The following is a 20,470-nucleotide window of genomic DNA, read 5'->3' as shown; positions in this document are numbered from 1 at the left end:
GGGATAATGCGTCTCATGCCATCCATCCTCGCCAAATCCCGCTGTCTGGTCGTGAAAGTGGGCAGCAGTCTGGTCACCAACGAGGGCCAGGGACTGGACACCCAGGCCATCGCCCACTGGGCGGACCAGATTGCACGCCTCAAGGAAATGGGTAAGCAGGTGTTGCTGGTGTCCAGCGGTGCCATCGCCGAAGGGATGCAACGGCTCGGCTGGAAGAAGCGGCCGCATGCTCTGCATGAGCTGCAGGCGGCGGCGGCGGTCGGGCAGATGGGCCTGGTGCAGGTCTATGAAACCTGCTTCCGCAAGCACGGTCTGCATACGGCGCAGGTGCTGCTGACCCACGAGGATCTCGCCGATCGCGCCCGCTATCTCAATGCCCGCTCGACGCTGCGCACGTTGCTTGCGCTCAACGTCATTCCAGTCATCAACGAGAACGACACGGTAGTCACCGAAGAAATCAAGTTCGGCGACAACGATACCCTGGGCGCGCTGGTGACCAATCTGGTGGAAGCCGACGCTCTGGTCATCATGACCGACCAAAAGGGGCTCTACTCTGCCGATCCGCGCAAGGATCCCCACGCGCGCCTGATTCAGGAGGCACGGGCCGGGGATCCGGAGCTGGAGAAGATGGCGGGCGGGGCGGGCAGTGCCATCGGCCGCGGCGGCATGCTCACCAAGGTGCTGGCCGCGAAGCGGGCGGCGCGCAGCGGAGCCCACACGGTAATCGCCTGGGGCCGCGAGCCGGACGTGCTGGTCCGTCTGGCCAAGGGCGAGTTGATCGGAACGCAGCTCTTGGCCGACGAAACCAACAAGGTGGCAGCACGCAAGAAGTGGCTGGCGGACCATCTCCAGGTGCGTGGGCGGCTGGTGTTGGATGCGGGCGCGGTGCGTGCCCTGGTGGAAGAGGGTAAGAGCCTTTTGCCCATCGGTGTGGTGGAGGCTTCCGGCGATTTCGGCCGCGGCGAGGTGGTGGCCTGTGTCGATGAGGCAGGGCGCGAGATCGCGCGCGGCTTGGCCAACTACGACGCCAGCGAGACCCGCCGCATTTTGCGCCAGCCTTCCAGCCGCATCGAAGCCATTCTCGGTTACGTGGACGAACCCGAGCTCATCCACCGGGACAATCTCGTTCTCCTGTGATGGACGGCCGCATCGAAATCGTCGAGGGCGATATCACCCGGCTGGCGGTGGATGCCATCGTCAACGCCGCTAACACGAGCTTGCTGGGCGGCGGCGGGGTGGACGGCGCCATTCATCGCGCCGCCGGCCCAGAGCTGCTCGATGCATGCAAGAAACTGCACGGCTGTCCCACCGGCGAAGCACGCCTTACGCCCGGCTTCCGTTTGCCCGCACGCTTCGTGATTCACACCGTGGGCCCCATCTGGCACGGCGGTGACCGGAATGAGGATGTCTTGTTGGCGAGCTGTTACCGGGAAAGCATGCGGCTGGCCCACGAGAAAGGGTTGAAAACCATTGCGTTTCCCGCCATTTCCACCGGCGCCTATGGCTTTCCTCTGGCGCGCGCTACGGCGATCGCCGTGCGCGAGGTGCGAGCGGCGCTAGACGACTATCCCGAGATCGAAAAAGTCTATTTCGTCTGCTTCAGCGAGCGCGCATGCCGTGCCTACGCGGCGGCGCTCGCCAGTTCCTGAACGTGGGCGGCGGCGCTCAATGCCAGCGCCCTCAGATCGTAGCCGCCTTCCAGCGTGGAGACCACGCGGCCGGCGCAGGTGGCCGCGGCGATGGCCAGCACCTCGCGCGTAAGCCAAGCGAAATCTGCTTCCACGAGCATGAGCCCGGCAAGGGGGTCGTCGCGATGGGCATCGAAACCCGCCGAGATCAGAATCAGTTGCGGCGCGAAGCGCGCCAGCGCCGGCAGGCCCACGGTTTCCCAGACATGGCGAAAGCCCCGGCCATCGGTGCCGGCCGGCAAGGGCATGGGAAGGATGTGCGCGTTGCCGGAATGCGCCCCGCTGAAGGGGTAGAAAGGATGTTGGAAGCTGGAGGCGAGAAGCACCCGGGGATCGTCGTGGAAGATCTCCTCGGTGCCATTGCCGTGGTGCACGTCGAAATCCACGATGGCCACGCGCGTCAGACCGTGCGCGGTGAGGGCATGGGCGGCACCCACCGCGACGTTGTTGAAGATACAAAAGCCCATTGCTCGCTCCCGGCAGGCGTGATGGCCGGGCGGCCGCACGGCGCAGAAGGCGTTGGTGAGCTCGCCGCGCACAACACCGTCCACGGCAGCCACTACGGCCCCCGCGGCGTGGCGCGCGGCGATGAGGGAATGGGGGTTGAGGGCGGTGTCCGGATCCAGGGCGACGAGCCCCGTTTCCGGTGAAGCGGCGATGATGCGACGCAAATAGGCGGGCGCATGCACCCGCAAAAGCTGCTCGTCCTCCGCTGCTGGTGCATCGAGCTTGAGCAGGCGGTGGGCCAGGCCGGCTGCGGCCAGGGCGTCGGCGATGGCGGAAAGCCGCGCCGGCCGCTCCGGGTGGCCCGACCCCATCTCGTGGCGCCGGCACGCCGGATGGGTGATTAAGGCCGTGGCCATGTTTCCCGCTACTTGAGGCTGCTAAGTCGCTTGCGCGCAATGTCGGCAGCGGGGCTAGTGGGATAGCGCGCTACCAGGTCTTCCAGCGTTTTGCGTGCCGTGGCGCGGTCGCCCAGCTCGGTCTGCGCACTGGCCATGTTGAGCAAGGCATCCGGCACCTTGGCACTGTTGGGATAGAGACTCAAGAGCTTCTGCTGGGCTGCGATGGCAGTCTTGTAGTCACGCAGGGCCGAGTAGGAATTGCCGATCCAGTACTGGGCGTTGGCGGCCAGGGGGCTTGCGGGATAGGTCTTGAGGAAGTTTTCGAAGGCGGCGATGGCGGCCTGGTAGTTGCCGATCTTGAACAGGTTGAAGGCAGCCTCGTATGCCCGGCTCTCTGCGCCCGTGTCGGTGGCGGCGCCAGGCGTGCCAGCGGCAGCCGCCGCCGGTGCCGCTAGCGGGGTCGCACCCGTCTCCAGCTTGCGCAGGCGGTCGTCCAGGTCCACGTACAGATCGCGGCTACGTTTGTCCAACGTTTCCACTGCGTGGCTGTTGACCTCCAACTGGCCGCGCAGCTTGGCGAGTTCCGCCTTCAGACCCTCCACTTGCTGCACCAGATCGATGAGGCCTTGGGCGCGGAGTTGCGCATCGAGCCGGCCGACGCGTTCCTCCAGGGCTTTGAGGTCTTCGCGCAGTTTCTGGTTTTCCTGCGCCAGGGCCTGGATGCGCGCGCGGGCCTCGTCGTCTGAGAACAGGCCCGCCACGGCGGGCACACTGGCACCCAGCATGACCAAAAGCAGCAGCTCGCGCGCGCGGCGTGCCATATCACTCGCCCTGATAGACGATGTCCACGCGCCGGTTCTGGGACCAGCAGGACTCGTCATGGCAGGTGGCGCGGGGTTTTTCCTCGCCGAAGCTCACCGATTCCATCTGGCTTTCCGGCACGCCCAGCACGCTCATCATCTTGCGCACCGCATCGGCCCGGCGCTGACCCAGGGCCAGGTTGTATTCGCGGCTGCCGCGCTCATCGGCATTACCCTGGAGGAATACCTTGGCCGCTTTGTGCTCCAACAGGTAGCGTGCGTGGGCCTCGATGATGGCCTTGTACTCGGGCTTGATGGCGTCGCTATCGTAGTCGAAGTAGATGCTGCGCTTAGACAGGATGTTGTTGGGATCGGTGAGGGGATTCACCGAGGTCGTGGGTGGCACCAAAGGGCGCGCTGCACCTTCGCCGCCAGCAGTGGTAGGCTGGGCGGTGCGATCTTCCACCGCGGCGCGCGGCTGCTCCTTCGCGGGTTCGGTGCTGGCGCAGCCGGCTAGCAGGCTGACCAAGAGTAATCCCAGGCTGAGTCGTTTCATCGTGTGCTCCTTTCGTTTACGTGAAAAAAATCAGGGTTGCGATTTGAGGCGGGGTCCCCATGCCGGTTCACGCACGTCGCCCGCTTCGGTGGTGAGCTTCTGTTTGACCCGGCCGTCGCTGGATACTGCGGCCAGCACCCCTCTGCCACCCTGCTCGCTGGCGTAGAGGATGAGCTTGCCATTGGGGGCGAAACTGGGGGATTCATCGAGCTGATTGTCCGTGAGGATTTGCACTTGTCCGGAGGCGATCTCCTGCATGGCCACGCGGAAACGGCCGCCCTCGCGCTGGATGAAGACGAAGCTCTTGCCATCGGGGCTGTAGCGTGGCGTGACATTGTAGCTGCCCTGGAAGGTGAGGCGCACGGGCTCGCCGCCATAGGCGGGCATGCGATAGATCTGGGGGCTGCCGCCACGGTCGGAGGTGAACAAAATATAGCGCCCGTCTGGCGACCAGCTTGGTTCGGTGTCGATGGCGCTGCTGTGGGTGAGGCGCTTCAGGCCGGTGCCGTCCGCGTTGATGGCATAGATTTGCGAGGTGCCGTCCTTGGTGAGCACGATGGCGAGCTGGCGGCCATCCGGCGCCCAGGCGGGGGCACTGTTGCTGCCCTTGAAATTGGCTAGGACAAAGCGGCGTGCGGTCGCCAGTTCCTGCACGTAGATCACCGGCTTCTTGCTTTCGAAGGCGACATAGGCCAGTCGCGTGCCATCCGGCGACCAGGCCGGGGACATGATGGGCTCGCGCGAGCTGAAGACCGTCTGGGCATTGACCCCATCGGAGTCCGCCACCTGCAGTTCGTACAGGCCGCCGCGTTTGGTGACATAGGCGATACGGGTGGCGAACACGCCGAGATCGCCGGTAAGCTTTTCGTAGATGATGTCGGCGATCTGGTGGGCGGTCAGGCGCAGTTGGGTGGGGCTACTTGGCAGGCTGAAGCCCGCGAGCTGCTGGACGCCGCCCGGCGAGGCGGGATCCTCCTTGATGGTGGAGAGCAACCGGAACTGCACGTCTAGACGCCCGCCCGGCTGGCTCACCACGTTGCCGATCACCAACGCTGCCGCGCCGCGCGCCTTCCAGTCGGCGAGCTTCACGTCCGCCGGCTGCCGTGGCAGGGGCGTCACCCCGGCGGTGCTCACGATCTTGAACTGGCCGCTGCGGGCGAGATCGGCGGCGATGATGCCGGAGAGGCGGTCACGCCAGGCCTCCTCGCCCTGGAACGGCGCGATGGCCACCGGAATCTGCAAAGCGGCCCCACCCGTGATTTCGATGGTGAGGGCGGCCTGGGCGGTGGACAGCCAAGCGGCCACGAATAGCCCAATCAGGCGGATTAAGAGGCGCGATAGGCGAAGCTCAGTCATTGGGATCATTGGGACGGATGATCAGATGCAAATTGCGGAAAGCCTGGAAAAGCTCCGGTTGCGGAGGCACCGGCAGAGGATCGGCTTGGACGATGGCATATTCCACCGCACGGTCGCAGGCCGGAATACCGCTCGAGCGCGTAAGTAGCGGATTGCTGCGCAGCTGCCCCGTGGGCAGCAGGGTGATGTCGAATTCCACTTGCACGTTGGTGTCCCCGCAGGGCTGGCGGTTGAGGAGGCTGCGTATCTTACGCTTGATGCGCCCCTTGTACTCACCGATCACGGATTGGTTGGCCGCCGCCGCGCGCGCCGCTTCCGCCATGGCCTGTTGGCGCTCGATCATGGCCAACTGTTGTTGCAAAGGATCGGGCTCGCTGATCGCCGGCTTGGGCGCGGGCTTAGGCTCGCTCGCAGGGGTGGGCTGTGCTTTTTTGGGCTGGGGCTTGTTCGGCTCGGGCCGGGCCTTCAGGGCGATGTCCGGCTTGGCAGCTTCCACCTTGGGTTCTACTTTCGGCTCGGGCCGGGGCTCAGGGCGGGTTGCGTGGGCCGGCGCAGGCACGGGCGCGGGCGCCGCGCGGGGCGCTACCGGGAGCTCCGACCATAGTTCAGCCATTACCGCCTCGGGTTCTTGCTGGTTCCAACGCACGCCGAAGGCGAGCAGACCGAAGAACATGAGATGCACGAGCAGGGCGAGCAGACCTGCACGCAGGGTATCGAAGCCGGGGGAAGGCAAGCGCGTATCCATCGGCCTTCAGCTTCCCGCTGGCTTGGCGAGCAGCCCCACCTTGCGCACCTGGTTTTGCTGCAGCAGATCCATCACCTCCAGCACCTTCTCGTAGCGCACGTTCCTGTCCGCCGCGATCACCACCGCTTGCTCCGGGTTCGTAGCCTGCTTGGCCTTGATCGCCTGTACCAAGTCCGGGCGGCTGATGGGGATCTCTCCACCTGGCTTGGAACGGTCCCGCAGCTTGAGGCTGTTGTTGGCCTGGATGATCACTTCCAGCGGCGCTACCGGCGGCTTGAGCTGCTGGCCGACCCGAGGTAGCTCGATCTGTCCAGGGTTGATGAGGGGGGCGGCCACCATGAATACGATGAGCAGCACCAGCATCACGTCGATGAAGGGCACGACGTTGATCTGGTTCATCTGGCGGCGGGGACGGCGGCTCATGGGGTTCTAGCGTGCCTGGCGTTGCAGGATGTTGGACAGCTCCTCCATGAAGCTTTCGTAGCGGGTGGCCAGACGGTCGATGTCGTGGGTGTAGCGGTTATAGGCGATCACCGCTGGAATCGCGGCGAACAGACCCATGGCGGTCGCGATCAGCGCCTCGGCGATGCCCGGTGCCACATGGGCTAGCGTGGCCTGTCCCACATTGGCGAGCCCACGGAAGGAATTCATGATGCCCCAGACGGTGCCAAACAGTCCCACGTAGGGGCTCACCGAGCCCACGGTGGCGAGGAAGGAGAGCCGCCCCTCCAGTTGGTCCAGTTCCCGCTGGTAGGCCGCGCGCATGGCGCGACGGGTGCCATCCATCACCGCGCTGATGTCCATGCCCCCCTGGCGCTTGAGCTTGCTGAATTCACGAAAACCGGCCTCGAAGATCTTGGCCATGCCACGCGCGACGATGGGCCCCGAGGTGAGGGACTGGAACAGGGCCGCCAGATCCACGCCGCTCCAGAATTCCCTTTCGAAGTCGTCAGCCTGGCGCACCGCCTGTCTGAGGGAAAAGAGCTTCTGGAAGATGAACAGCCAGGACAGGAAGGACGCGACCAGGAGCAGGAGCATCACGAGCTTAACGACTAGACTCGCACTCGCCACCAGGGCGAGAAAGGATAGATCGGTAGAGGGTTGCACGTTCACGAAAGGCTTTCCAGTCGGTTGCGCAGCGGGCTGGGGATGGACGTGGGCCGGAAGGTGTTTGCCTCTACGCAGGCGAGCTTCACCCGCGCGGTGACCAGGGGCGCATCGCGCTCGATGGTCTGCGCCAGTTCCAGCACACTGCGGCCAAGGTGTAGGGGTAGGACCGTCACATTGAGTAGATCGTTGAAGCGGGCGGGGCGCAGGTATTCTATCGTCAGCGCGCGCACCACGAAGATGACACCGAAATCACGCAATAGTTGCGGCTGCTCGAAACCCGCTGTGCGCAGCCACTCCGTGCGCGCCCGTTCCAGGAACTTGAGATGGTTGGCGTAATAGACAATACCGCCTGCATCCGTGTCTTCGTAATAGACACGCACCGGCCAGAGGAAGGAAGCGGGCGATGGCGCTGCCTCGCTCACTGCTCGTTCCACAACTCGAGCGTGCCGCCCGGTGCCGCGAGCCCGAAATGCATATAAGACAGGCGGGTTGCCACTCGCCCACGGGGCGTGCGCATGAGATATCCCTGCTGGATGAGGAAAGGTTCTAACACGTCCTCGATGGTGTCCGGCGCCTCACCGATGGCGGCGGCGAGATTATCCAACCCCACCGGGCCACCGCCGAATTTCTCCAGCACGGCGGACAAGAGCTTGCGATCCATGGTGTCCAGGCCGACCTTGTCCACATCCAGCATGGTGAGGGCGGCATCCGCCACCTCGGGCGTCACGCGGCCGCTGGCGCGTACCTCGGCATAGTCGCGCACCCGCCGCAGCAGGCGGTTGGCGATGCGCGGCGTGCCGCGCGAACGGCGGGCGATTTCCAGCGCCCCTTCCGGTGAGAGTTCGACGTTGAGCAGGCGCCCTGAGCGCATGACGATTTGCTTTAGTTCCTCCGGCGTGTAGAACTCCAGGCGTGCCACGATGCCGAAGCGGTCGCGCAAGGGGTTGGTGAGCATGCCGGCGCGGGTGGTGGCGCCTACCAGGGTGAAGGGGGGCAGATCGAGCTTGACCGAGCGCGCCGCCGGACCTTCACCGATCATGATGTCGATCTGAAAGTCTTCCAGCGCGGGATAGAGGATTTCCTCGACCACCGGCGAGAGACGATGGATCTCGTCGATGAACAAGACATCATTGGGCTCCAGATTGGTGAGCAGCGCTGCCAGATCGCCGGCGCGTTCCAGGACCGGGCCAGAGGTCTGGCGCAGGTTGACGCCCATCTCGCGGGCGATGATGTGGGCCAGCGTGGTCTTGCCCAGTCCGGGCGGGCCAAACAGCAGCACGTGATCCAGCGCCTCGCCCCGCTTGCGTGCCGCCTCAATGAAGATTTCCAGTTGCTCGCGCGCCTTCTTCTGGCCCACGTATTCCTGTAGCGCCTTGGGGCGCAGGGCGCGTTCCAGCACCTCTTCTTGGGGTGAGAGGGGCGCCGGGGAGATGAGGCGGTCAGTTTCGATCATTCCGGTTTATCCGTTGCATCCCCTGCGGTGGCCGCGTAACTCAGTGCCCCTCACGTCTTCGACAGGAGTTTGAGGGCTTGGCGGATGCCGTCGGACACGGACACATCCTTGGGCAACTGCTGCACTGCCCAGGTCGCTTCCTTGGGATTATACCCAAGGGCAAGCAGGGCATTGACCACGTCATTTTCGCTACCGGCGCTGCGAGCTGCTGCGGGGACTGTGATCGCCACCGGTGCCAGCTTGTCCTTGAGCTCCAATAGCAGCCGTTCGGCGGTCTTCTTGCCGATGCCCGGCACCTTGACGATGCGGGCACTTTCCTGGCGTGCCACGGCGTCCAGCAGTTCTGCCACGCTCAGGCCGGATAACACGGCGAGCGCCGTCTTGGCACCGATCCCACTCACCTTGATGAGCTGACGGAAGGTCTCCCGCTCCTCCTCACTGGCGAAACCGTAGAGCAAGTGGGCATCCTCGCGCACCAGCAGATGGGTGTAGAGGCTCACGCGCTCCCCGCTGGCGGGCAGATTGTAAAACGTGCTCATGGGTACGTCGAGCTCGTAGCCCACACCGTTGACGTCCACCACGATCTGGGGTGGACGCTTTTCCAGCAGCATCCCGGTGATGCGGCCGATCATGTCGGGCCTTTGCTGATGATGAGCGCGGCCGCGATGAGCAGGCCCGCCAGATGGGCGGCGCCCAGGGTATCGCGGATGGCGGGGGCGAGCGCCCGCGGCGTGTCCGCATGGCGCACTAGATGCGACCAGGCACGCAGGCTCAAGGGCAGGGCGGCGAGGGCGGCCGCCGCAGCCACGGGTAGGCCACGCAGGGCGATGCCGGTGAGCAGGCCGGCATAGGCCAAAAGCAAAAACACGCCATAGCCGCGTGCCGCGACCGATGGCGACAGGCGCACGACCCAGTGGCGCTTGCCGCTGGCGGCATCGGCGGCGCGGTCGGGGAACTGGTTCACGTAGAGGATGGCCGTCACCAGCAGGGCGTAAGGCGTACCCGCCACCCAGGGCAGCGTCGCGAAGCCAGGCCGCTCAACGAAATCGCTCCCCACCACGACGAGCAAATAGCCCAGGGCTACGCACAGCTCGCCCAAGCCGCGGCCGTTCAAGCGCAGCGGGTCGGCGGAATAGGCCCAGCCGAGGAACAGCCCGAAAGCGCCGATGGCCAGCAGCCCTGGGCCGGCATGCCAGGCGAGCCACAGCCCGGCGGGGATCACCGCTATGAGCAGGGCAAAGCCAAAGGCCGCGGTGGCGCGCAGCGTGAGCACTCCGTTCTGGATGAAGCGACTGCCGCCAGTGTAAGGATAGATGCGATCCACGTTGCGGGCATCGCATCCGCTTAGGGCATCGTAGTAGTCGTTGAGCACGTTCATGCCGGCATGGGTAACGAGGGCGGCGAACAAGGTGACGAACACGAGGAGAGGCTTGAGCGTGATGCCGTCATGCACGACGCAGGCGATACCCAGCAGGGCGCCCACCAGAGTGATGGTGAGGAAGGCCGGCCGCGTCGCCAGGAAATAGCGCAAAAACGGGTTGGGTAGGGCTGCCAGCGTGGGCTCGCGTGCCGCCATTACAGCCGTCCCACCAGGCGTCCGTTGCGCATGCGCCAGCCGTTGCCCGCCAAGCCTCCCAGCCCCTGGCCGCCATGGGCATGGCAGATCGCGCAAGCCAGGGCATCGGCGGCATCCGGCGAGGGCGTGCCGGGCAGGGCAAGCAGACGTCTGACCATGTCCTGCACCTGCTCCTTTTCTGCGTGCCCGTTGCCCACCACTGCCTGCTTCACCTGCAGCGCGGTGTATTCCGCCACCGGCAGGCCCTGCGCCACTGCGGCGCAGATGGCGGCGCCGCGGGCCTGGCCCAAAAGCAGGGTGGACTTGGGGTTGACGTTGACGAACACCTGCTCCACCGCTACCGCCTCCGGCCGGTGTTCCAGGATGATTTCTGTGAGATGGTCGAGGATGGTCTTGAGCCGCACGGGCAGCGTGGCTTCCGGCGTGCGGATAAAGCCACTGGTGACGTAGGCAAGCTGGCCGCCGGCCTGCGCGATGACACCGAAGCCGGTGATGCGCAGCCCGGGATCGATGCCTAGGATGCGCATGGCCTGTGGCTCACTCCATCACCGCAGAGGTATAGACTTCCTGCACGTCGTCGAGACTTTCCAGGGCATCGAGGAGCTTTTGCATCTTCACCGCGTCTTCGCCCTTGAGTTCGGTCTCCGTGGTGGGCTTGAAGGTGATTTCGGCGAATGCGGGCGTAAGCCCAGCTTTTTCAAGCGCCGCTTTCACCTGCGCGAAATCGTTGGGCGCGGTGATGACCTCGATGCTGCCATCGTCGTTGCTGATCACGTCTTCGGCGCCGGCCTCGATCGCGGCTTCCATCACCTTATCTTCGGAGGTGCCGGGGGGAAACACGATCTGCCCACAGTGCTTGAACAGGAAGGCGACCGAACCATCCGTGCCCAGGTTGCCGCCATGCTTGCTGAAAGCATGGCGCACATCGGCCACGGTGCGGGTGCGGTTGTCGGTCATGCAGTCCACGATCACGGCTGCGCCGCCGGGACCGTAACCCTCATAGCGCACTTCCTCATAGTTCACCCCTTCCAGCTCGCCGGTGCCGCGCTTGATGGCACGTTCGATGTTTTCCGCGGGCATGTTCTCGGCTTTCGCCCGCTCGATGGCCAAGCGCAAGCGGGGATTGAAGTTGGGATCACCTCCGCCCAGGCGCGCGGCTACAGTGATTTCCTTGATCAGTTTGGTGAAGATCTTGCCCCGCCGGGCGTCTTGGCGACCCTTGCGGTGCTGGATGTTTGCCCATTTGGAATGACCTGCCATGGTGCCTGTATTCCTCGTTCACGATGGGCGACATGGTACCATCGGGGGCTGTTTTTATCGAGATTCGAGGGGTTCATGAGCGAATCGATGCTCATCGCGAAAGGCGAAAGCGAGGTTTTTCTCCTACCTAGAATGGCCAACCGCCATGGGCTCATCACGGGCGCCACTGGGACCGGCAAGACCGTCACCCTGCAGGTGCTGGCGGAGAATTTCAGTCGCATCGGCGTGCCGGTGTTCCTGTCCGACATCAAGGGCGACCTATCCGGCATCAGCCAGCCGGGAAAACCCACGCCCACGATCCAGGCGCGCATCGATATGCTCCGCCTGGGCGAGTGGGCCTTCGAGGCCTCGCCCGTCACCTTCTGGGACGTGTTCGGGGCACTCGGTCATCCCGTGCGCGCCACTGTCTCCGAGATGGGCCCGCTGCTTTTAAGCCGCATGCTCAATCTAAACGAGACGCAGGCAGGGGTGCTCACCCTGGTGTTCAAGATCGCCGACGACAACGGCCTACTGCTGTTGGATCTCAAGGACCTGCGCGCCATGGTGCAGTACGTGGGGGAACATGCCCGCGAATTCACCACGCAATTTGGCAACGTCTCCGCGGCTTCCATCGGCGCCATCCAGCGGGCGCTCATGGGCTTGGAATCCCAAGGCGCGGCGCAATTTTTCGGCGAGCCGGCGCTCGACCTGGCCGATCTCATGCAGACCGACGCCCAAGGTCGCGGCATCGTCAACATCCTGGCCGCGGAGCGCCTGATGCAGGCGCCCAAGGTTTATGCCACCTTCCTGTTGTGGCTGCTGGCAGAGCTGTTCGAGAAGCTGCCGGAAGTGGGCGACCCGGATAGGCCCCGCCTGGTGTTCTTTTTCGACGAGGCGCATCTGTTGTTCGAGGACGCCCCGGAGGCGCTGCTCGACAAGATCGAACAGGTGGTGCGGCTGATCCGCTCCAAAGGCGTGGGCGTGTTCTTCGTCACCCAGAATCCACTGGACATTCCGGAGCGCGTGCTGGGCCAGCTCGGTAATCGCATCCAGCATGCGCTGCGCGCCTACACGCCGCGCGACCAGAAAGCGGTGAAGGCCGCCGCCAGCACCATGCGTCCGAATCCCCGCTTCGACGCGGAACGTGCCATCACCGAGCTGGCCGTGGGTGAGGCACTCATCTCGAACCTGGACGAGAAAGGTCGGCCCACCGTCACCGAGCGTGCCTTCATCCTGCCACCGCACGGACGGATCGGGCCCATCGACGCGGCGACCCGCCAACAGTTGATGCAACACTCCCTCGTCGCTGGGGTGTACGAGCAGAGCGTGGATCGTGAATCGGCCTACGAAGTGCTCAAGGCGCGTGCGGAGCAGGCCGCAGCGCCCCCTGCCGCCAAAGCGCCAGAGTTGGGCGGCGTGCTGGGCGAGGTGCTGGGCGGCGGCCGCCGTCAGGGGGTGGTGGAGGCCCTGGCCAAGAGCGCGGCGCGTGCCATCGGCAGCCAGATTGGCCGGGAGATCGTGCGCGGCGTGCTGGGCTCGCTTCTCGGACGCAAATCGCGATGACACCTGATGACCACGATTTGCTGATGGCGCTCATGGCCCAACCCACCGCGCCCTTTCGCGAGGCGCGGGTGCGTGCCTTTGCCCAGGATCTGTTGCGCGCAGCCGGGGTGCCTCACTTCCTCGATCCGCTGGGCAATCTGGTGGTGGGGGCGGCATCGCCTGCCGGTTACCAGCGCCTGCTCGCCACGCGTAGTCGCGAGCCGGTGCGTTTGTTCATCGCCCACATGGATCATCCCGGTTTCCACGGCGTGCGTTGGCTGGCGCCCGGCGTGTTGCGGGTGCGCTGGCATGGCGGCTCGCCCACGCGCCACCTCACCGGTGCACCGGTGTGGCTCGCGGATGACACCGGCGGCGAGGTCACCGGCGTGCTGCGTCGGGTCAGGCTGGGTAAGCACGGCCTTGCCATCGACACGGCCGAGGTGCATCTCGACACGCCCGCGTGGCGGCCTCGCGCGCAGACGGTCTATGGGGCGTTCCGCTTCCGCAAACCCGTCTGGCGCAGCGGCGCGCGCCTGTACGCCCGCGCAGCGGACGACCTAGTGGGTGTATTCTGCGTGCTCGCCACCGCCTTGGAGGCCTTTCGCGCGCGGCGCCGTCCGCCCTTTCTAGGCCTGCTGTCCCGTGCCGAGGAGGTGGGGCTGGTGGGGACCGTGGCGCATCTCCAGCTGGGATGGCTGGCTAACGCAGCGCGACCCGTGGTGGCCGTGAGTCTAGAAGCTTCGCGTACTCTGCCGGGTGCCGAACTGGGCAAGGGGCCCATCGTGCGGCTGGGCGACCGCCGCACGCCCTTCTCCGCCGGTCCGACCCAGGTGGTAGCCGAGCTTGCCGCCAAGCGCCTGCCGGGCCGGCATCAGCGCCGGTTGATGGATGGCGGCAGTTGCGAAGGCTCCGCCGCCGTGGCCTGGGGCTTGCCCACGTTGGCCCTGGCGGTGCCGCTGGGCAATTACCACAACCAGGGCTTGCAAGGCGGGCCGGACTGCCGGGCTCCCCTCGGCCCCGCGCCGGAGTTCGTGCATCGGGACGACGTGGCGGGCATGCGCCTTTTGTGTGCCGCCTTGTTGGAGCCGGGGCTTTCCTGGTGTGACCCCTGGCGTGAGGTGCGCACTCGCTTGGCGGCGATCCGGGCGAAATACGATGCGCTGCTCACCCAAAGCGACGCAGGCCCAAAGCGATAGCGGCCTTGGGTTGAACCCGGCTTAGCCATTATCGAGGGTTACAAAAGTAGGTGACAGGCTCCATAAGTGGTCCGTCATGCCCGCGAAAGCGGGCATCCAGAAGGGTCCTAGCCGTCTTCCCGGGTCCCCGCTTGCGCGGGGACGGCGCAAGGCGTCACGTACTTGAAATCTGGGTTGAAAACACGGCTCGCCGCCGGGACAATAGCGAACAGACAACCATAACAACCTGGTGCGCAACGCCATGTTATCCACCCATCTCAAGGCGGCCATCGCCTTTTTCGCCTGGATCCTGCTGGCGCTGGTGGTGGGCTTTCTCAGCCGCCAGGCCATCACCCGCCTGCTTGGCCCCGACATCTGGCCATGGGCCGCGCTTTGGGCAGGTTCCATCCTCGGTTTGATCAACGTCCTTTTGGTGCGGATCCTGGCCCGGCGCTGATCGGTGGCGGGTCGTTGTGGGCGTAGTTGACCCAGCCCATCATCATCCGCGCCAGGCCATAGGCCAGCCACATGACGAGCCGCCGCCACAGGGGTACGGCGGCCCAGTCCTCCATGGTCACGCGCACCGCGCCGGTGGCAATTTCCGCCAGCATGTCGGCGCGCAAAGCGGTGCTGAACTCACGGTCGTATACCACCACGTTTGCTTCCCGTGACAGCACCAGGCTGAAGGGATCGATGTTGGAGGAGCCCACGGTGGCCCACACGCCGTCGATCACCGCGACCTTCGCGTGTAGCATGCTCTTGGTGTAAGCGTGGATTTCCACTCCTGCCTCGAGTAACCGGCCATGGAGGGCTTGGGCGGCGAAGTTGACGAAGGGATGATCGGTGGTGCCCTGCACCAACAGCACCACACGCACGCCGCGTGCGGCGGCGCGCAGTAGGGCATGGCGGAAGCGCGTTCCGGGCAGGAAATAGGCGTTGGCGAGCAGAATTTCTTCGCGTGCCTTGCCGATGGCGCGTAGGTAGGCGCGTTCGATGTCGCGCCGGTGGCGCAGATTGTCGCGCACCAGGAAGCGGGCACGTATCGTGCCGGCGGCTTCCGGCGTGGGCACCGGGGCGCGGTCCCGGCGCGGCAGATGACGCAGCTGGGTGAAAGCCACCCGATGCCAAAGGCTGCGCATGGCGGCCAGAATGTCTCCCACCAGCGGCCCTTCCACCGCCACCGCGTAATCGTATTGGGGCGGGCCGTCGGCGGGATCGGCATCGTCGAGGATGTTGATGCCCCCCACGAAACCCACGGCGCCGTCCACCACGGCGAGCTTGCGGTGCAGCCGCCGCAGGCGGTGGCGGCGCAGACGCCAGGGGCTCGCCTCGGGACGATAGATGAGCACCTGCACGCCGGCGGCGCGCATTTCATTGAGCAGGGCGATGGGGAGCGGTTTCGACCCGAAACCATCTAGCATGAGATGCGTGGCCACGCCGCGGCGCGCCGCGCGCATCAGGGCGGCGGCGATGCGTCGCCCCGCGGCGTCGTCGCGGTAGATGTAGGTCTCCAGGTAGGCGTGTTCACGCGCCGCATCCAGCGCGGCGTCCAGCGCCGGGAAGTATGCGGTGCCGTTTTTCAGCAGGGTGAGGCGGTTGCCGGCGACGAAGCGCTTCATCGGTGGCGCCGGGGTGCGGCCATCAGGCGCGGCTCATGGCCGCGGTGAGCACGGCGTGGTCGGAAATGCGCGACCAGGGACGGCCATGATAGACCTGCGCACCTTTCACCTTCAGGCCGCGGAAATAGATGCGATCCAAACGCAAGAGGGGCAGGGAGGCGGGGTAGCTGCGTGCCGGCGCGCCGTGCAGATGTTCGAACACTTCCTGCACGTGTAGGGTGCGCGCCAGGAATTCCCCTGCGGTGCCGCGCCAGTCGTTGAAGTCGCCGGCGATGATGAGGGGCGCATGTGGCGGTACCACGGCTTGGATGCGGTCACGGATGACCGCCAGCTGCTTGTTGCGGCCACGCTGGCCTAGTCCCAGGTGGACGTTGACGCAATATAGCGGCTCCGTCCAGCCCGGCACGGCGATCTCGCAGTGGAGCAACCCCCGGCGCTCCAGGGGATGGGCCGAAATGTCGATGTTCTCCCAGTTGAGGATGGCAAAGCGCGACAGGATGGCGTTGCCGTGGTGCCCTTCCGAATAGACCGCATTCTTGCCGTAGGCGTATTCCGGCCAGACGGAATCGGCTAGGTATTCGTATTGGGAGGGCGTGGGCCAGTTGTGGCGCTCGGCATAGGCGCGGTGCTCGCCCAAGACCTCTTGCAGGAAGGCGATGTCGGTGTGCACGCGGCGCAGCTCTTCCTTCAACTCGTGCAGCACCATGCGCGCATTGAACTGGGAGAAGCCTTTGTGGATGTTGTAGGTGGTGATGTGGATGATGTCCGACATGATGCTAGCGTTGCGACAGCCGGCGGATGGCTTCCGCATTGCTCGGCGAGAAGCATTTCTGCGCCGCTTGCTGCCAGGGCAACCACTGATAGCCCAGGTGTTCCCGCGCCGACACACGCACTGGCAGGGGTTGCGGCAGCTCCAGGCCGAACACGTGCTCGGTGTTGTGGGTTATACCTGGGGCATAACGGTGCCGCCACTCGGGATAGATTTCATACACGTTTTCCAGGTTCCAGTCGGTGAGGGGATAGCGACTGGCATCCAGCCCGGTTTCCTCGGCCACCTCACGCACCGCTGTCTGGCGCAGAGACTCGCCAGGATTGCGGCTGCCAGTGACGGACTGCCAGTAGCCGGGATGGTCGGCACGTTCCAGCAGCAGCACCTGGCCGTCGCGGGTGTGGATGACGACCAGCACGGACTCCGGGAGCTTGTAGTTTGGGTTCACGGCAGGTCAGTAGGACAGCTTGAGGCCGATGATACCAATCAGGATGAGGCCGATGAACAGCAGGCGCAGGGGGGTGGCGGGTTCATGGAAGAGCAGAATGCCCAAAAGCGCAGTACCGACGATGCCGATGCCGGTCCACACGGCATAGGCCGTGCCCAGGTGTAACTGCTTCATCGCCAGGCCGAGGAGGACGAAGCTCGCGCTGGCGGTGACCAGGGTAATCCCGGTGGGCAGCGCGCGGGTGAAGCCTTCTGAGTATTTCTGGCTCACGGCCCAGACGATTTCGAAGATGCCGGCGGCGAACAGGTAGAACCATTCCATACTTGGGCCCTTCACTTCCAAGGCCGGGACGCGCTCACAAACGATCTTCCCGAGCCGGGAACCTGATGTACCGGGCGTTCAGGCGCTTTTCGTGTCCACCTGACGCAGGCGGATGTTCAGCTCGCGCAGCTGTTTTTCGTCCACGGTGTTGGGCGCCTGGGTCATCAGGTCGTTGCCCTTCTGCGTCTTGGGGAAGGCGATCACGTCGCGGATGGACTCTGCGCCGGCCATGATGGCCACCAGCCGGTCCAGGCCAAAGGCCAATCCCCCATGGGGCGGGGCGCCGTATTGCAGCGCGTCCAGCAAAAAGCCGAACTTGTTGCGTCGCTCCTCGATGCCGATGCCCAGCGCGGCGAATACCTTCTCCTGAATGTCCTCGCGGTGGATGCGGATCGAGCCGCCGCCCACTTCCCAGCCGTTCAACACCATGTCGTAGGCGCGCGACAGGCAGCTGCCAGGATCGCTGGCCAGGCGGTCCTCGTGGCCGGGTTTGGGCGCGGTGAAAGGATGGTGCAGAGCGACCCAGCGCTTTTCCTCCTCGTCGTATTCGAACGCCGGGAAATCCACCACCCAGAGGGGCTTCCATGCGTTGCTGGCATAGCCCTTCTCGTGGCCCAGCTTGGTACGCAGCGCACCCAGCGCGTCGTTCACGATCTTGGCCTTGTCGGCGCCGAAGAAGATTAGATCACCGTCTTGCGCGCCGGTGCGTTCCAAGATGGCGGCGAGTGCTGCATCGTGCAGGTTTTTCACGATCGGCGACTGCAGCCCCTCGCGACCCTTGGCCTTATCGTTGACCTTGATCCAGGCCAGGCCCTTGGCGCCGTAGATCTTCACGAACTCCGTGGCGGCATCGATCTCGCTGCGGGAGAGCTTGTCCGCGCCGCCCGGGACGTTTAGCGCCGCGACGCGCCCTCCCAGCATGTTGGCTGGCCCCGCGAATACCTTGAATTCCACGTTCTTCATCACGTCCGTGAGCTCGGTGAGCTCCAGGGGCACGCGCAGATCCGGCTTGTCCGAACCGTAGCGGCTCATGGCTTCTTGCCAGGACAGACGCGGGAAGGGATTGGCCAATTCCACGCCGAGCACGCGCTGGAAAGTTTCGCGGATCATGCCTTCGACTAGCTGCATCACGTCTTCCTCTTCCACGAAGGACATTTCCAGGTCCACCTGGGTGAATTCGGGCTGGCGGTCGGCACGCAGGTCCTCGTCGCGAAAGCACTTGGTGATTTGGAAGTAGCGCTCGAAACCCGACACCATGAGCAGCTGCTTGAACAACTGCGGCGACTGGGGTAGCGCATAGAACATGCCCGGGTGCAGGCGCGCGGGCACCAGGTAGTCACGCGCACCCTCCGGCGTGGAGCGCGTCAGCATGGGCGTCTCGATTTCCACGAAGCCATGACGGTCCAGGTAGTCGCGCATGGCCCTGGCCACGCGGTAGCGCAGCAGCAGATTCTTCTGCATGGGCTCACGCCGTAGATCCAGATAGCGGTAGGTGAGGCGCACGTTCTCCGATGGTTCCTCGTCCAGCTGGAAGGGCAGCGGCGCGCAGGGATTGAGGATGGCAAGCCGTGTTGCCACCACTTCGATCGCTCCCGTGGGCAGATGGGGATTGACCGTACCCTCCGGCCGCCGGCGCACGCGGCCAGTGACCTGAAGCACGTATTCGTTGCGGACCTTTTCCGCAATGGCGAAGGTATCCGGCTCGGCACCGCTTTGGGCAGGGTCGCATACCACCTGCACCAGGCCCTCGCGGTCGCGTAGGTCGATGAAGATCACGCCGCCGTGATCGCGCCGACGATGGGCCCAGCCGCACAGGGTGACGGTCTGATCTAGGTGGTCGAGATTGACGTGGCCGCAGTAATGAGTACGCATGGGGGGCTTCCTCGAGGTGCTGCGCAAATGGCGCGGCGAAAAACCGCAAATTATACCGAAACCCCTTGGCCGGGGCCCGTCAATAGCGGCGACCGTACATCAACTGCCAATTGGTCTGGCGATGATTCACGGTGACGCCGGCGGCATTGGTGGCTTCGACGCTAAAGCCATGGGCCAGCCCGAAATCGAGAGTCTGCGCCCGGTCGATGGCGTAGCCGACGCCCAGCGTGGCGTGATTGCGCACGATGGCGGGAAACAGCGGATGCATGAGGGCGTCCGGCACTGGATTGGCCGCGAGGTTGACTCCCGCACGCAGGGTCCAGTGTGGCGTCCTCTGCCAGGCTGCGCCGAGCATCCACACGTTTTGGTTTTTCCAATTTTGGTTGAGGGTAAGCTCCAGATCGCCGCCCGCGTCGGCTTCGAAGCGCATGCGGAAATCCTTCATCACCCGCGCCCATTGCAAACGCTTCCAGTCGGCCACCAGTAGCCAGTCGGGGCGCGGCTGCCAGGCCAGCCCCACGCTCAAGGTTTCGGGCCACTGAAAATCATGGATGCGAATCTTGCCGGGCAGGGTCGTGGTGCCACTGGTATTGATCAGGCGGATCTCCGCCCGGTTCGAGGTCATGTCCGACACTGCGGTCTGGCTGTGCCAGCTCGCACCGAGCTTGAGCCGCGGCGCGAGTTCATACACCAGGCCCAGCTTGCCTCCTACTCCATAGCCACGCGCCTGGCCGGTGAAGCGATTGTCATTGGAGAAGTTGAAATAGGCCACGTCGTTTGGACCAAGGCTTCCCAGCGACGAGGCGAGGGCGCCAGCCACGCTGCCTTGGCCAAGGGAGCCCATGGCCTGCATTTGGTTGCCGTTCATGGCCATTTGCAGATCCAGACCCATCCACACGAAATCCAGGGTGGCGCCGAGGGCAAGCTTGGGCGAGACGGTGTAGGCCAGGGGAAAGATCACCCGGCCCACCGACAGCTCGCTGCGGGTGGTGAGCCCGCTGCCGGCGCTCATGAAGGTATCGCCGCCGTATTCCGTACCCATGCCGCCCTGGCCGTAGACGCCGAAGCCTAGGGCCAGCGCGCCGCGCTTTTTCATCCAGCCGAAGGCCGGCATGGAAAAGGCATCCGCCTTGGAGCGGGCCGACAGGCCACCATGGCGGGCCTCCACCGTCGGGCCGAGGAAACCATAGGCGAGATCCGCCCGATGCTCCTCGTGCATCAGGGCGAGCGTGGCGGGGTTGTTCATCATCGCCGCGGTACCGTTGTCGTAGGCCTGGGAGGCGCCGCCCAGCCCTGTGGCCACGGCACCGTAGCCTTCCATGTTCATGCCATTCGTGGCGCAAGCGGGGGCGGCCC

Annotated in this window: 24 protein-coding genes; 5 read left to right on the top strand and 19 right to left on the bottom strand. The window is 65.0% G+C overall.

Annotated features, from left to right (window positions below; genetic code table 11):
- Positions 1-15: 15 nt before the first annotated feature.
- Both proB and V6E02_RS09490 read left to right on the top strand, forming a co-directional pair.
- Complete coding sequence (gene proB / locus V6E02_RS09495; RefSeq protein ID WP_347308621.1) at positions 16-1,137, top strand: glutamate 5-kinase; 1,122 nt, start codon at positions 16-18, stop codon at positions 1,135-1,137.
- A complete protein-coding gene (locus V6E02_RS09490; protein ID WP_347308554.1) occupies positions 1,137-1,649 on the top strand; it encodes an O-acetyl-ADP-ribose deacetylase in 513 nt (170 codons plus the stop codon). Before proB ends, V6E02_RS09490 begins: the two co-directional genes overlap by 1 nt.
- Here V6E02_RS09490 and V6E02_RS09485 read toward each other — a convergent pair.
- From V6E02_RS09485 to V6E02_RS09425, 13 genes are read right to left on the bottom strand one after another with little or no spacing between them, the layout of a single operon-like run.
- Positions 1,622-2,551 (bottom strand): histone deacetylase family protein, encoded by a 930-nt coding sequence (locus tag V6E02_RS09485; RefSeq protein ID WP_347308553.1) that lies wholly within the window; start codon positions 2,549-2,551, stop codon positions 1,622-1,624. The genes V6E02_RS09490 and V6E02_RS09485 overlap by 28 nt on opposite strands.
- Before the next feature lie 8 nt (positions 2,552-2,559).
- On the bottom strand, positions 2,560-3,354 hold the full coding sequence (gene ybgF / locus V6E02_RS09480) for a tol-pal system protein YbgF (protein WP_347308552.1): 795 nt from the start codon (positions 3,352-3,354) through the stop codon (positions 2,560-2,562).
- Position 3,355: 1 nt separating this feature from the next.
- Positions 3,356-3,889: a peptidoglycan-associated lipoprotein Pal gene (pal, locus tag V6E02_RS09475; RefSeq protein WP_347308551.1), complete on the bottom strand. Its 534-nt coding sequence runs from the start codon at positions 3,887-3,889 to the stop codon at positions 3,356-3,358.
- A gap of 30 nt (positions 3,890-3,919) precedes the next feature.
- A complete protein-coding gene (tolB, locus tag V6E02_RS09470) occupies positions 3,920-5,254 on the bottom strand; it encodes a Tol-Pal system beta propeller repeat protein TolB (protein ID WP_430626795.1) in 1,335 nt (444 codons plus the stop codon).
- The gene (gene tolA / locus V6E02_RS09465) at positions 5,238-5,990 is read right to left on the bottom strand and encodes a cell envelope integrity protein TolA (protein WP_347308549.1); all 753 of its coding nucleotides are present in this window, start codon (positions 5,988-5,990) and stop codon (positions 5,238-5,240) included. Before tolA ends, tolB begins: the two co-directional genes overlap by 17 nt.
- Before the next feature lie 6 nt (positions 5,991-5,996).
- Positions 5,997-6,413: an ExbD/TolR family protein gene (locus tag V6E02_RS09460; protein ID WP_347308548.1), complete on the bottom strand. Its 417-nt coding sequence runs from the start codon at positions 6,411-6,413 to the stop codon at positions 5,997-5,999.
- Positions 6,414-6,419: 6 nt separating this feature from the next.
- Positions 6,420-7,097: a protein TolQ gene (gene tolQ / locus V6E02_RS09455; protein ID WP_347308620.1), complete on the bottom strand. Its 678-nt coding sequence runs from the start codon at positions 7,095-7,097 to the stop codon at positions 6,420-6,422.
- Positions 7,098-7,099: 2 nt separating this feature from the next.
- Positions 7,100-7,522: a tol-pal system-associated acyl-CoA thioesterase gene (ybgC, locus tag V6E02_RS09450; protein ID WP_347308547.1), complete on the bottom strand. Its 423-nt coding sequence runs from the start codon at positions 7,520-7,522 to the stop codon at positions 7,100-7,102.
- Complete coding sequence (gene ruvB, locus V6E02_RS09445) at positions 7,519-8,553, bottom strand: Holliday junction branch migration DNA helicase RuvB (RefSeq protein ID WP_347308546.1); 1,035 nt, start codon at positions 8,551-8,553, stop codon at positions 7,519-7,521. The genes ybgC and ruvB overlap by 4 nt, the downstream gene beginning before the upstream one ends.
- A gap of 50 nt (positions 8,554-8,603) precedes the next feature.
- Complete coding sequence (gene ruvA, locus V6E02_RS09440; protein WP_347308545.1) at positions 8,604-9,185, bottom strand: Holliday junction branch migration protein RuvA; 582 nt, start codon at positions 9,183-9,185, stop codon at positions 8,604-8,606.
- Positions 9,182-10,129 (bottom strand): prenyltransferase, encoded by a 948-nt coding sequence (locus V6E02_RS09435; RefSeq protein WP_347308544.1) that lies wholly within the window; start codon positions 10,127-10,129, stop codon positions 9,182-9,184. Before V6E02_RS09435 ends, ruvA begins: the two co-directional genes overlap by 4 nt.
- Positions 10,129-10,656, bottom strand: a complete 528-nt coding sequence (ruvC, locus tag V6E02_RS09430; RefSeq protein WP_347308543.1) for a crossover junction endodeoxyribonuclease RuvC — start codon at positions 10,654-10,656, stop codon at positions 10,129-10,131. The genes V6E02_RS09435 and ruvC overlap by 1 nt, the downstream gene beginning before the upstream one ends.
- Before the next feature lie 10 nt (positions 10,657-10,666).
- Positions 10,667-11,389, bottom strand: a complete 723-nt coding sequence (locus V6E02_RS09425; RefSeq protein WP_347308542.1) for a YebC/PmpR family DNA-binding transcriptional regulator — start codon at positions 11,387-11,389, stop codon at positions 10,667-10,669.
- Positions 11,390-11,464: 75 nt separating this feature from the next.
- On the opposite strand from V6E02_RS09425, the gene V6E02_RS09420 reads away from it, so the two are divergent.
- The 3 genes from V6E02_RS09420 (at position 11,465) to V6E02_RS09410 (ending at position 14,542) form a co-directional block, all read left to right on the top strand.
- Positions 11,465-12,931, top strand: coding sequence for a helicase HerA-like domain-containing protein (locus V6E02_RS09420; protein WP_347308541.1), 1,467 nt, complete (start codon positions 11,465-11,467; stop codon positions 12,929-12,931).
- Positions 12,928-14,106, top strand: coding sequence for a hypothetical protein (locus tag V6E02_RS09415; protein WP_347308540.1), 1,179 nt, complete (start codon positions 12,928-12,930; stop codon positions 14,104-14,106). The genes V6E02_RS09420 and V6E02_RS09415 overlap by 4 nt, the downstream gene beginning before the upstream one ends.
- A gap of 241 nt (positions 14,107-14,347) precedes the next feature.
- Positions 14,348-14,542, top strand: coding sequence for a hypothetical protein (locus tag V6E02_RS09410; RefSeq protein WP_347308539.1), 195 nt, complete (start codon positions 14,348-14,350; stop codon positions 14,540-14,542).
- Here the strand turns inward: V6E02_RS09410 and clsB are convergent.
- The 6 genes from clsB to V6E02_RS09380 form a co-directional block, all read right to left on the bottom strand.
- On the bottom strand, positions 14,505-15,704 hold the full coding sequence (gene clsB, locus V6E02_RS09405) for a cardiolipin synthase ClsB (RefSeq protein WP_347308538.1): 1,200 nt from the start codon (positions 15,702-15,704) through the stop codon (positions 14,505-14,507). The genes V6E02_RS09410 and clsB overlap by 38 nt on opposite strands.
- 22 nt (positions 15,705-15,726) lie before the next feature.
- Positions 15,727-16,476 (bottom strand): endonuclease/exonuclease/phosphatase family protein, encoded by a 750-nt coding sequence (locus V6E02_RS09400; RefSeq protein WP_347308537.1) that lies wholly within the window; start codon positions 16,474-16,476, stop codon positions 15,727-15,729.
- Between the two features lie 4 nt (positions 16,477-16,480).
- Complete coding sequence (gene nudB, locus V6E02_RS09395; protein ID WP_347308536.1) at positions 16,481-16,921, bottom strand: dihydroneopterin triphosphate diphosphatase; 441 nt, start codon at positions 16,919-16,921, stop codon at positions 16,481-16,483.
- A 6-nt stretch (positions 16,922-16,927) separates the two neighbouring features.
- Positions 16,928-17,242 carry a DMT family transporter gene (locus V6E02_RS09390; protein WP_347308535.1) on the bottom strand — a complete coding sequence of 105 codons (315 nt, stop codon included), beginning with the start codon at positions 17,240-17,242 and terminating at the stop codon, positions 16,928-16,930.
- Positions 17,243-17,320: 78 nt separating this feature from the next.
- Complete coding sequence (gene aspS / locus V6E02_RS09385; protein ID WP_347308534.1) at positions 17,321-19,114, bottom strand: aspartate--tRNA ligase; 1,794 nt, start codon at positions 19,112-19,114, stop codon at positions 17,321-17,323.
- Between the two features lie 79 nt (positions 19,115-19,193).
- On the bottom strand, positions 19,194-20,441 hold the full coding sequence (locus tag V6E02_RS09380; protein WP_347308533.1) for an OmpP1/FadL family transporter: 1,248 nt from the start codon (positions 20,439-20,441) through the stop codon (positions 19,194-19,196).
- Positions 20,442-20,470: the final 29 nt, after the last annotated feature.

The sequence above is a fragment of the Thiobacter sp. AK1 genome (genome assembly GCF_039822265.1).
Classification (GTDB): Bacteria; Pseudomonadota; Gammaproteobacteria; order Burkholderiales; family Thiobacteraceae; genus Thiobacter; species Thiobacter aerophilum.
This window is presented reverse-complemented; position numbering and strand designations above follow the sequence as displayed.